We start from the raw sequence: 9,065 nt of genomic DNA on the forward strand, positions 1-9,065 counted from the left end.
GAGGATAATGAAGACCAGAGATAGTTATAAAATTATTGTAATTGGTGCTGGGACAGCAGGACTATCTTCTACTGCACATTTATTACGAAATGTACCCCTATTTAAAGAAAGTATAGCAATTATTGATCCATCAAAAAAACATTACTTTCAGCCACTATGGAGTTTAGTGGGGGGAGGAATTGTTTCAAAGGAAAGTACGATGCGTAATCAGGAATCGCTTATTCCAAAAGGGGCAACGTGGATCCCTAAAAGTGTTGTTAAGTTATTTCCATCTGAAAATAAGATACTTTTAGATGACGGACTGTTACTTGAATATGAAATTCTTATTGTAGCAGCTGGTATACAAATAAATTGGGACAGTATTAAAGGCTTAAAAGAGTCTATTGGCACTAATGGGGTATGTAGCAATTATTCTTATACATATGTTGATTCTACTTGGAGAGAAATCGAAAAATTCAAAGGAGGAAATGCGCTTTTTACCCACCCTAATACTCCTATTAAATGCGGTGGTGCTCCACAAAAAATTATGTACTTAGCAGAGGAGTATTTTTGTAATAGTGGTGTAAGAAACAGAAGTGAAGTAATGTTTTATTCTGCAAACAATAACATATTTCAGGTTCCACGATATGCAAATACTTTAGAACAAGTACTAGAAAGAAAGCAAATTATAACGAATTATAATAAAAATTTAGTGGAAATTATCGCCGAAAAGAGAGAGGCAATTTTTGAAGATACGCAAACACTAAAAAGAGAAACCGTACCATATAGTATGATACATGTTGTTCCACCAATGGGGCCACCTAATTTTATTAAAGAGAGTGAGATAAGTGATCATCAGGGGTGGGTAGATATAAGCCCTTATACTTTGCAGCATGTGCAATATAAAAATATTTTTGGACTTGGAGATTGTACCAATTTACCTACCTCTAAAACTGGAGCAGCAATTCGAAAACAAATACCCGTCTTAAAACAAAATATTATGGACGTACTTAGCGGAAGAGATTTACAGGCTAAATATGATGGATATACATCATGTCCGATTGTTACAGGATATAAAAGTCTTATACTTGCTGAATTTAACTATGAACATGAGCCTCAAGAAACGTTTCCATTTAATCAAGCGAAAGAACGGTATAGTATGTTTTTACTTAAAAGATATATGTTGCCATATATGTATTGGAATTTAATGTTGAAAGGGATTCTATAGGAGAAGATAAAAAGTGGTTACAAAAATTGAAAATTAATTTGAAATAACTAATTGGAGGGAATAGCTATGCTTTTAAAATATTTTTATGATGAAAAATTAGCACATGCTTCCTATTTAGTCGGTTGTCAGAAAGAAGGCGTAGCAATCGTTATTGATCCTAGTCGCTATATAGAACAATATATAGAATTTGCTAAGAAAGAGGGGATGGAAGTAATTGCTGCGGCTGAGACTCATATTCATGCTGATTTTCTTTCTGGGTCTAGAGAACTTTCTAATCTTTACCATGCAAATTTATATGTATCTGATGAAGGAGATTGTGATTGGAAATATCAATATCTTAACGAAGGTCGATACAAATTGGTTAGAGAGGGCACAGAGTTTAAAGTAGGTCATATAAAATTTAATGTAATTCACACCCCAGGGCATACGCCTGAAAGTATTTCTTTTTTAGTAACTGATACAAGTCAAAATAATTATACGAATGATAAACCGATAGGAATATTCACAGGTGATTTTATATTTGTAGGAGATATAGGAAGACCGGATTTATTAGAAACTGCAGTCGGTATTAAAGATACTGCAAAAATAGGAGCGAAACAATTATTTGATTCTATACAAAAAATAAAAATACTTCCTGATTATTTGCAAATATGGCCATCACATGGTGCGGGAAGCGCATGTGGAAAAGCATTAGGAGCAATTCCAACTTCTACATTAGGTTATGAAAAGATGTTCAATTGGGCATTTCGGTGTAATGAAGAAAGTGATTTTATATCGACTTTATTGACGGGACAGCCAGAGCCTCCAAAGTATTTTTCATTAATGAAGAATTTAAATAAGTATGGTCCGCCAATTCGTAAGAAGAGAAAAAGTACTGCTATTAATACAGTAGAAGAGCTTCAAGAAATTTTGAAGAGCGTTCATCAAATAGTTGATATAAGGGATGTAGAGAGTTTTGCTGCAGGTCATATCGAGAAGTCAATTAACATACCTTATAACAATTCTTTCACAACTTGGTGTGGATGGTTATTAGATTATAAAAAAGAAACTTTAATAATTCTAGATGAGGAAAAGGTTAAAGTAGAGGCAGTTATTAGAGAATTTGAATCTATTGGGTTAGATAATATTATTGCTTTTGCACCCTTAAAAGTAATACAAAGACTTGATAGATTTGAAAGTTACAAAGAAAAAACATCGATTGAATTATATCCGCATATAAAAGGTGGAAGCGTTAAGGTTATCGATGTGCGTAGTAAAAAAGAGTGGGAGGAAGGACACCTTCATGATGCAATACATATCACTTTAGGTAATCTATTTGAACAACTAGATTATATACCGAAAGATTTTCCAATAGTTTTGCAATGTCGAACCGGATTACGTTCCGCTATAGCAGCTAGTATTTTACAAAGAGCTGGTATAAAGGAAGTAGTGAATTTAAAGGGAGGATTTCTTGCATGGAAAGAAGAAGGGCTTCCTTATACAACATGCAATCTCAATGTGTAGGAAAATATTATATGCTAGGTAAGAATAATTAAAAGAAGTTATAGATGACGTGTTAGAAAAGGGAATCATAACTGTCGCAGATTCAGGAAATACATTAGGATTATTAATTGATTATCCAGTTAAATATGAAAATGTAATATTTGTTTTAGCATTAAATAATTTAACATTGGATCCATCTTTTATGGAATGGCAGTGTTGGAAGTACTTAGGTATTATCAATAAGAACCCAATTTAAAATTCTCTTGGATGCAAGAGAATTTTTTTATTGGGAATAGTAAGGGGGAGGGGAGGTGCATTACATATGGGAAAAGGTAGAAGTAATAATGCTGGTAAAAAGCAACCGAATTTTGATGATTCATCTAATTTTGCTAAACAAAGCCAACCGACAGAAAAGAAGAAGAAATAAGAACAGGAGCTCTCTTGATAAAGGGAGCTCCTGTTAAAAGTGGACTGACGTTTCAGAATAACATATCGATGGATTAACCCAATAGCCATAAATACAAGGTTTTAATTTTTCGAAGAGCACCTAATTTAATATTATTGTCCCGCTTTTTTATACTTATTGACGCGTTAAATCCATTTAAAATGCTCCTTAATGGTGTTGGGCGTGACCTTCATTAAAATTTTTTAAACCTAATGGGACTTACCATTAAGAGGGCGAGGATTAAAGTAATCCATGCATTACTATATGAAAACAATGCCATACCAGCCAATGATAATCCTGCAGCTGGAATAGGTAATCCCTTAAAATATCCAATAGTTGGTTTAATACTAAATTTAGCTAATCTTAAAGCACCCATTGTTGGGAATAGGATAAATGCCAAAGAAGTTAAAATAGAAGGTGTTGCTATCGTATGAAATAAAAGCGCAGGAGCGACGCCGAAACTAACAATATCAGCTAAGGAATCCAATTCTACGCCAAACTCACTGTTCACTTTTAATTTTCTTGCAATTCTTCCATCAAGAAAATCTAAAACAGCTGAAAAGAAAATGAGAATGGAGGCTGCTCCTAAATATTCACTCATATTCAAGGTGATTGAGAAAACACCGCACAATAAATTTCCAATCGTAAATAAATTCGGTATAACTTTTACAAGCTGATTAAACAAGTTTGTTCCTCCTAAATTAATTAAACTTCACATTTCTGTAGCAATTTCTATATATTCTTCCGTTATTCTTAAAAATATATGACCACTGTATTACTGTAAGCTAATTAAATTTCGATAAGAGAAAAATTGATTTCTTAAATGTTCCACGGGTTTATAAAAATGTTTAATCATTTTCAGTACGCGTTATTGAATATTAGCACCTGATAGTTGATATTTCGAGTAGTCAGGGATTTTCCGGTTCTGGTGCAAAAAATTAAAGGTAATTAAAAATAATCTCTAAAAAGGAGACATAATGATACTATTATTTTAAAAAGGTTCGTGGTTGGTATCGAATATAAAAAAATAGAATTTTTATACAAAAATCACCCGAAAGGGTGCCTTTTGTACCTCTTAAAATGACTGAAGATGTGTTTACTTGAGTTCATTAGGTAGTTAGAGGTTGATAGACTATCTTTAACGAAAATGTTGAGTAGTTCATCTTCATTATATATCAATTTAATAATGATTGGGGATTTAGAAAGTTCCATGGAAAGTACATATCAACCTGATTGGAAGATTGGAAATTTAATAACTGGTGATACATTTTACTTAACGCAACATTTTGGTGCGCAAATGAAAATTTTTAAAGTCCACACAAATGTTACCCTAGAACGATTCCAAACAATAGAACCAGAATTAAAATAAAATTTTTGTAGCATCAATTAAATTCATTTCTTTTTATGCAAACACACTTTCAGCGGAACTAACTTCTTCACTATTTTGCGCTGGAAAGACTGTATAAAAAATGGTTACGTTTTCTGATCTTGAAATAACCCTCTCAAATTGCAATCCTGCTTTTTCTAAAAGCTTTACTGCATCAACAATAGAAGTAATTGCTACAAAAGTTTTTCAAATAAAATTTATAAAAGCTTGATAGGTAATACCAAGGGAAAAGACCGTAGCTACTATATGTGCAGTCCATTTAGGCATATTTAAATTTAATACGGTATTGTACAACATTCCATATACGATACAAATGATTAATATGAATGCAATGAATTGAAGAACTAATAAAAATAGCGGTTGTTCCATTTATTCTCACTTCCTTTATTTGATATATTAATATAATTTATTTAAATGTGAAAGTTTTATTTCTATGAATTTCCAAAAAATGTGATATGAAAGGCATAGTAGTAATCACAAGAATTACTGCAAAACTATAAATGGAACTAAAAGTATTATGACGAGATCAGTAAAATAGTAAAGAAGGTCACCATTCACGGCGACCTTCTTTACTATGCGTTATACCCAAATAATTTTAAATCTTCTCCTGAATCTGAAATGATTTTCTCAAATCGTAATCCTACTTTTTCTAAAAGCTTTCCTGAGGCGATGTTATCTACAGAAGTAATTGCTACAATTCGTTTCATGCCGAGCTTTTGTACACCGTATTCGATTATCGCAGAAGCTGACTCGTAGCCATATCCTTTTGAACGGAATGTCTCTAAAAAGGCAAACCCGATATCAACGTCTTCTAATGAATCTCTTTTAATAAGGCCACACATACCAAGTGGAGTGAGATCTTTTTTTCGTTCTACTAAGTAAAGGCCGAATCCAAGTTTGTTATACATATCGATGGGACCGTTTACAATATAATTTTTTGCATCTTCTAAGTTACTAACTCCTTTGTCACCGATAAACTGAATCCATGCAGGATCGTTTACTAACTCAAGAATAAAAGGAGCGTCTTTTATATCAAACCAGCGAAGATTAAGACGTTCAGTTTCAAGAACTATCAATAATTACACCACCTTTAAAAAGTTATAACAATTAGTATGGATTGTGTAAAACAAAAGTGCAACATATTTTAATGGGGGTGTTTGTTCACATAAAGTTCGTTTGTTTTGTATAGAGAGATATCTTATAATTAGGATTAATTGTAAAGAGTGAGATGCTTATACAATGACTCCTAGGTGACTAGGAGTTTTTACTATATAACTATCATTATTACTAAATATGACACACTATACATTCTACTCAAGGAGGTACATAATGAAGAAATTATATAATGCATCGTTTACGTATTTGATTATCGGTTTATTATCAGGGATTTTCGCTAGGGAGTATGGTAAGTATAAAGGGATTTTAGGGTCTACTTTGTTAAATCTTTTGCATACGCATACACTTGTACTTGGCTTTTTCTTCTTTTTAATTGCTTTAGGATTAGCAAAAGTATTCGCGTTTCATGAAGTGCAAGGGTTTAATAAGTGGTTTGTTTTACATAATATTGCATTAACATTAATGTTAGGTTCGCTAGCAGCGAGAGGGCTTCTTCAGTTAAATGGAGCTGACTTTAAAGGGTTAACTTATATTGTAGGATTTTCTCATTCGTTGATGGCAGTTACTTTAATTTGGTTTATGTTGTTAATAAAGAAATCGTTTAAAATGTAGTGAAAAAGAACTTGTAGCGTGTGCTGCAGGTTCTTTTTTGTATATTCAGGTTTAATAATCTTATTTTTCTAATTATTTTGTATAAAGATGGTATACTTGTTTTAAAATTAAAAAGGAGAGTTGATTATGGAAATAACAATTGAACATGTAGTAAATGAATTAAAAGGCATACTTCCTGAAGATCGAGTAGTAATAAATATGACAGTACGAGAGTTACATAGTAAAGATGAATCTTACCATAGTAGTAGTTTACCTGATGTAGTTGTTTTTCCAAAAACGACCGAAGAAGTTAGCGCGATAATGAAAATAGCGATTCAGCACGGAACAGCTGTCGTTCCATTTGGAGTAGGGTCCAGTCTAGAGGGACATGTAATTCCTTACGAAAAAGGAATTACAATGGACTTTTCTCTTATGAACAAAATACTTGAAATAAGAGAAAAGGATTTTCTTGTGAGAGTACAGCCAGGGGTGACGCGCTCTCAGCTTAATAAAGAATTGAAAAAGTATGGATTATTTTTTAGTGTAGACCCAGGAGCTGATGCAACGTTAGGAGGAATGGCTGCTACAAATGCGAGCGGAACGACAGCGGTAAAGTATGGGGTAATGCGTGATCAAGTTCGAGATTTAGAAGTCGTTCTTGCTGATGGAGGAGTAATACATACCGGGAATTTAGCAGCGAAGTCATCATCAGGTTATCATTTAAATGGTATTTTCGTAGGCTCAGAAGGAACACTTGGATGTTTCACGGAGTTAACTTTAAAAGTATACGGTATACCAGAACATGTTATGGCTGCGAGGGCATCGTTTCCAACTATAAATGATGCAGTAGAAGCTGTAATTAACATATTACAAGCAGGTATTCCAATCGCGAGAATTGAACTCGTTGATGAATTATCTATGAAACAAGTAAATTATTACAATGAAACAAGTTACAGAGAAGAACCGACACTGTTTTTAGAGTTTCACGGCAATGAAGCAGGGTTAAAGCAAGATATTGAATTTACGAAAGAAATCGTTCTTGATCATAAATGTATAGAAATTGCGTTTGAGACGGAAACAGCAGCGAGAAATAAGCTGTGGGATGCAAGACATAACTTAGCGTACTCTTACGTGCATAGTTATCCTGGTAAAAAGCTAATGAGTACAGACGTATGTGTACCAATTTCGGAATTAGCTGGAGCGATTCAACATGCGAAAGAGGTATTACATAAAGTAGGGCTTATTGGCGGTATTCTCGGTCATGTTGGGGATGGGAATTTCCATGTACTCTTAATGATTGACACAAATGATAAGGAGGAAGTGAAGAAGGCAGACGAAATAAATGAAAGTATCGTTCAGTATGCTCTTAAACGAGGAGGAACGTGTACAGGAGAACATGGCGTTGGAATCGGGAAACGAAAGTATCAAGAAGAAGAACATGGGGCGGCATTATTTGTAATGGAGAAAATAAAGAAAGTTCTTGATCCGCAAAATATTTTGAATCCGAAAAAGGTGTTTCAATTAAAAGATAGGGGCTGAGTGGATGAAAGTACTAGAAGCGATAAGTAATATAGCTGGAAAGTATTTTGCATTTTGGGTTATTTGTATTGCAGCTATTGCATATTTCATTCCCGCGCCATTTCTCGGGTTAACTAGTTACATAACGATTTTACTTGGGGTTGTCATGTTTGGGATGGGATTAACATTGAAGGCTGTTGATTTCAAAATCATAGCTACAAAACCATTACCAGTTATTATCGGTGTATGTGCTCAGTTTATTATTATGCCACTTGTCGCATACGTACTAGCCTACGTTATGAATCTGCCAGCGGAATTAGCAGCTGGGTTAGTGTTGCTCGGTTCAGTACCGGGTGGCACTGCATCAAATGTTATGGTTTATTTAGCAAAAGGGAACTTAGCGTTGTCTATTGCAATGACTTCAGTATCAACGTTACTAGCACCAATTGCTACACCGCTCATTCTACTATTACTTGCAGGGCAATGGATGCCAGTAAATGCTATGTCCATGTTTCTTTCTATCGTACAAGTCATTATTGTGCCTATTATTTTAGGACTAGTAGTGAAAAAGTTTTTCCCTCATATCGTTAATAAAGGAATGACTGTTATTCCTTTAATATCAGTTGTAGCAATTATCATAATTGTTTCTGCAGTTGTTTCAGCAAATGTAAGTAGCATTACTTCTTCAGGACTTCTTATCTTTATTGCGGTGATGCTCCATAATGCTTTCGGTTTTTTGCTCGGATATATAACTGCGTTCGTACTTGGACTAGACGAAGGGACAAGAAGGGCTATTTCAATAGAAGTAGGAATGCAAAATTCAGGTTTAGGTGTTGCGCTGGCGACAGCACATTTTGGACCGGTTGCTGCACTCCCAAGTGTATTAGCGGCAGTATGGCATAACATTGCAGGGCCAATATTAGCAACCATCTGGTCAAAAAATACAAAGAATACTTTCAGCGATGAAAATGTATCAATAAATATAGAAAAATAGGAATGATAAATAATGCAAAAACGTATTGTACATTTTGAAGGAATGGTTGTATTTTTAGCCACGATTTATATGTATTCGATATATGAGTTTAGTTGGATTATATTTTTTGTATTCCTTTTAGCGCCGGATCTATCAATGTTAGCATATGGGATTAATAATCACGTTGGTGCGAAAATATATAATGTATGTCACACATATATCATATCCATATTAATTGTTCTAATAGGTGTCTATTTTAAGATGGATATCGTTATAATGATTGGCTTAATATGGACAGCACATATTGGAATGGATCGAATGTTTGGATATGGATTGAAATATGAGA

At 33.8% G+C, this 9,065-nt stretch carries 10 protein-coding genes; 7 read left to right on the top strand and 3 right to left on the bottom strand.

Features of this window, described 5'->3' with window-relative positions; all coding sequences use genetic code 11:
- Window positions 1-7: 7 nt before the first annotated feature.
- Window positions 8-1,207, top strand: a complete 1,200-nt coding sequence (locus ACQGSG_RS23545; protein ID WP_000857307.1) for an FAD/NAD(P)-binding oxidoreductase — start codon at window positions 8-10, stop codon at window positions 1,205-1,207.
- A gap of 66 nt (window positions 1,208-1,273) precedes the next feature.
- The gene (locus ACQGSG_RS23550; protein WP_098203225.1) at window positions 1,274-2,710 is read left to right on the top strand and encodes an MBL fold metallo-hydrolase; all 1,437 of its coding nucleotides are present in this window, start codon (window positions 1,274-1,276) and stop codon (window positions 2,708-2,710) included.
- 617 nt (window positions 2,711-3,327) lie between these two features.
- Here the strand turns inward: ACQGSG_RS23550 and pssA are convergent.
- Window positions 3,328-3,819, bottom strand: a complete 492-nt coding sequence (gene pssA / locus ACQGSG_RS23555) for a CDP-diacylglycerol--serine O-phosphatidyltransferase (protein WP_000483080.1) — start codon at window positions 3,817-3,819, stop codon at window positions 3,328-3,330.
- 501 nt (window positions 3,820-4,320) lie between these two features.
- Here pssA and ACQGSG_RS23560 point away from each other — a divergent pair.
- A complete protein-coding gene (locus ACQGSG_RS23560) occupies window positions 4,321-4,503 on the top strand; it encodes a DUF5065 family protein (RefSeq protein ID WP_033690255.1) in 183 nt (60 codons plus the stop codon).
- Between the two features lie 204 nt (window positions 4,504-4,707).
- Here ACQGSG_RS23560 and ACQGSG_RS23565 read toward each other — a convergent pair whose 3' ends face one another.
- Entirely contained in the window at window positions 4,708-4,890 is a 183-nt protein-coding gene (locus ACQGSG_RS23565; protein WP_000437513.1) for a hypothetical protein, read from the bottom strand.
- A 203-nt stretch (window positions 4,891-5,093) separates the two neighbouring features.
- A complete protein-coding gene (locus ACQGSG_RS23570) occupies window positions 5,094-5,597 on the bottom strand; it encodes a GNAT family N-acetyltransferase (RefSeq protein WP_000636208.1) in 504 nt (167 codons plus the stop codon).
- A 253-nt stretch (window positions 5,598-5,850) separates the two neighbouring features.
- On the opposite strand from ACQGSG_RS23570, the gene ACQGSG_RS23575 reads away from it, so the two are divergent.
- The 4 genes from ACQGSG_RS23575 to ACQGSG_RS23590 all read left to right on the top strand — a co-directional run.
- Window positions 5,851-6,249, top strand: a complete 399-nt coding sequence (locus tag ACQGSG_RS23575; protein WP_000737896.1) for a DUF2871 family protein — start codon at window positions 5,851-5,853, stop codon at window positions 6,247-6,249.
- Between the two features lie 126 nt (window positions 6,250-6,375).
- On the top strand, window positions 6,376-7,767 hold the full coding sequence (locus tag ACQGSG_RS23580; protein WP_000406571.1) for an FAD-binding oxidoreductase: 1,392 nt from the start codon (window positions 6,376-6,378) through the stop codon (window positions 7,765-7,767).
- Window positions 7,768-7,771: 4 nt separating this feature from the next.
- Entirely contained in the window at window positions 7,772-8,740 is a 969-nt protein-coding gene (locus ACQGSG_RS23585; protein ID WP_000865826.1) for a bile acid:sodium symporter family protein, read from the top strand.
- Between the two features lie 12 nt (window positions 8,741-8,752).
- Window positions 8,753-9,065 (top strand): DUF4260 domain-containing protein (locus ACQGSG_RS23590; RefSeq protein ID WP_426948147.1); only part of this gene is annotated, 313 nt, incomplete at its 3' end.

It is taken from the genome of Bacillus sp. GMa5/1, from assembly GCF_050172015.1.
Lineage (GTDB): Bacteria > Bacillota > Bacilli > Bacillales > Bacillaceae_G > Bacillus_A > Bacillus_A cereus.

Excerpts from the sequence above, each read along its gene's own strand:
- ACQGSG_RS23545 (WP_000857307.1), top strand. The coding sequence starts at position 8 with ATGAAGACCAGAGATAGTTATAAAATTATTGTAATTGGTGCTGGGACA.
- ACQGSG_RS23550 (WP_098203225.1), top strand. The coding sequence starts at position 1,274 with ATGCTTTTAAAATATTTTTATGATGAAAAATTAGCACATGCTTCCTAT.
- ACQGSG_RS23560 (WP_033690255.1), top strand. The coding sequence starts at position 4,321 with ATGATTGGGGATTTAGAAAGTTCCATGGAAAGTACATATCAACCTGAT.
- ACQGSG_RS23565 (WP_000437513.1), bottom strand. The coding sequence starts at position 4,890 with ATGGAACAACCGCTATTTTTATTAGTTCTTCAATTCATTGCATTCATA.
- ACQGSG_RS23575 (WP_000737896.1), top strand. The coding sequence starts at position 5,851 with ATGAAGAAATTATATAATGCATCGTTTACGTATTTGATTATCGGTTTA.
- ACQGSG_RS23580 (WP_000406571.1), top strand. The coding sequence starts at position 6,376 with ATGGAAATAACAATTGAACATGTAGTAAATGAATTAAAAGGCATACTT.
- ACQGSG_RS23585 (WP_000865826.1), top strand. The coding sequence starts at position 7,772 with ATGAAAGTACTAGAAGCGATAAGTAATATAGCTGGAAAGTATTTTGCA.